This is a genomic window from Streptomyces sp. NPDC048331, assembly GCF_043201215.1.
GTDB lineage: Bacteria > Actinomycetota > Actinomycetes > Streptomycetales > Streptomycetaceae > Streptomyces.
In genome coordinates this window covers 1-2,510 of the sequence record NZ_JBICYT010000099.1, presented here as the reverse complement: position 1 = coordinate 2,510, position 2,510 = coordinate 1, and the positions used below count along the sequence as shown (strand labels likewise).

At 63.2% G+C, this 2,510-nt stretch carries 1 protein-coding gene; it reads left to right on the top strand.

Annotated elements, in window-relative coordinates:
* Window positions 1–685: 685 nt before the first annotated feature.
* The gene (gene ltrA / locus ACGFYY_RS42295) at window positions 686–2,413 is read left to right on the top strand and encodes a group II intron reverse transcriptase/maturase (RefSeq protein WP_393717968.1); all 1,728 of its coding nucleotides are present in this window, start codon (window positions 686–688) and stop codon (window positions 2,411–2,413) included.
* Window positions 2,414–2,510: the final 97 nt, after the last annotated feature.

The window sequence follows — 2,510 nt, the reverse complement described above, 5'->3', positions numbered from 1 at the left end:
TGGTTGCGACACGAGGTCGCACAACATGAGCGGATCACGGGAAAGGAGGGTGGGCGTATGCCTGCGCCGTGATCTCGGGCTAGTACTCGATGCCCGTCCCCGCCCTGACGTGCGCTGGGAGTAATCCCGGGGTTCGAAGCTCAGGGAACATGCGAACCGCGCCCCGATCCATCCGGGGAGCGGAGGAGGGGAAGACCGGGTGGGTGAACAACAGTGAACCCTCGATGATGCCTCGTTACCCAGAGACCTCGGATGGATGGAAGTAATTCCGGGGTGCAGGGTCTACGCCGTGGAGGAGCGGCAGGCGGCGACCAGGGACCAACTACTGGTCGTGTGAGTACCGCTGACCTCGGGGTACAGAGGGCGCCCGACCCCGGTCGCATCTCATGTGTGCGAAACGTGGAAACCCCGTCCGGGTCCGTCGCTGAAGGTTGGCGGCGGTAGGCCGACCGCAAGGGGAGTTGAACTCCCGGGCGGGAACAGGATGTCCAAGAAGCGAATGCCGACAGCCGAAAGGAGACGGGAAACTGCGGCAATGCGGTCGGCTCCTCCGCCGACTGCCGTAGATAACCGGTCGGATACCGGGCCTGGTGCCCGGACGCGAAAGCGGGCTGACGTGGACAGGTGAGCCTTTGATGATTTTGTGTCATGGCACTGGAACCGAGGGACAAGTTAGGCACCTACGGTGAACGGACCCGAGGGCAATGAGATCGACTGGGACGCCGTAAATTGGCGTGCCTGCGAGATGGAAGTACAGCGACTGCGGCAGAGGATTTTCAAGGCGACTCAGGAGCAGGACTGGGCGCAAGTCCGGAACCTGCAAAAGTTGATGCTGCGCAGTCGGTCGAACACGTTGTTGAGTGTGCGGCAGGCGACGCAGCGCAATGCTGGCCGCGTCACGGCCGGGGTGGACGGGGTGGTCGCTTTGACCTCCGAGGATCGGGCCAAGGTCGCGGTGCAGGTGCACCGGGGCCGGGGTACCTGGAAACCCTTGCCGGTGAAGCGGGTGTATATCCCCAAGGCCAACGGAAAGCAGCGCCCGCTGGGAATTCCAGTCATTGTCGACCGGTGCCATCAAGGCCGGGTACGCAATGCGCTGGAGCCCGAGTGGGAGGCCCAGTTCGAGCACCGTTCCTACGGTTTTCGACCGGGCCGAGGCTGCCAGGACGCAATCGAGATGCTTTTCAACACGCTCCGCAAGGGCTCAACGCGGGTGTGGATCTTGGATGCGGACCTGTCTGCGGCGTTCGACAAGATCGATCACGATCGGTTGCTCTCCGCGCTCGGGATGTTCCCGGGGCGGAGGCAGATCGGACAGTGGTTGAGGGCCGGGGTGTTCGAGCCCGGCAAGGGGTTCTCCCCGACCAAGGAGGGCACCCCGCAAGGGGGTGTGATCAGCCCTCTGCTGTTGAACGTCGCTCTGCACGGCCTGGAGGAGGCGGCCGGAGTCCGGCTCGCGACTGCTCCGTCCCAGAAGGCAGTGGGGCAGACGCGTCCTGACTCTACGGTGCTGGTCAGATACGCCGATGACTTCGTCGTGTGCTGCTTTACGGAGCAGCAGGCGCACGAGGTCAAGGCACGGCTTACCGAGTGGCTGAAACCGAGGGGCCTGGCTTTCAACGAGGAGAAGACCCGCATGGTCCACCTCGAAGACGGCTTCGACTTCCTTGGCTTCAATCTCCGCCGCTATCCGGTGGGCAAGCTGCTGATCAAGCCGAGTAAGGCCGCCGTCAAGCGGCATCGGGAACGGCTCTCGGAAGTGATGCGCGGTTTGCGCGGATCGAACGAGAAGGCGGTCATCGTCAAGCTCAACCCCATCATCCGGGGCTGGGCTGCCTATTACCGAGGGGTGGTGGCTGCCGAGGTCTTCAAGGACATCGACATCCACATGTGGAAGCTGACCTATAAATGGGCTCGCTTTCGACACCCTAAGAAGTCGAAGCACTGGATTTCCGGACGGTACTTCGGCAAGTACAACAAGTTCAGAAACGACTACTGGGTCTTCGGTGACCGCGACAGCGGCACCTTCCTGGTTAAGTCGTCCTGGACACCGATCGTCCGACACACCTTGGTCAAGGGAGCGGCGTCACGCGACGACCCCTCCTTGACGGAGTACTGGGTCAAGCGGCGTCGCAGGATCAAACCCGCACTCGACAGCTACAACCTCCGCCTGCTCGACCGGCAGGAGGGACGCTGCCCACTGTGCGGGGAAAACGTCCTGACTCCCCACCAGCCACCGCAATCCCCATTGGAATGGGAGCGTTGGTGGAAGGTGATCGCCCGCAAGGCGATCTCAGCCGATTACCTTCGGCACACGGGGAGAATGACGCCGCGAGGCGATCAAACCCGCTTGGTACACGCCGAATGCGCACGGCGACACGCCGCTCGCATCCGACACAGCACCATCCGATGAGCGCCCTCGCGGCTTGCTTGAGCCGTGTGCATCGACGAGGTGCACGCACGGTTCTGAGGGGACCCCGGCGCAGCAATGCGCCGGGGTTACCCGGCGG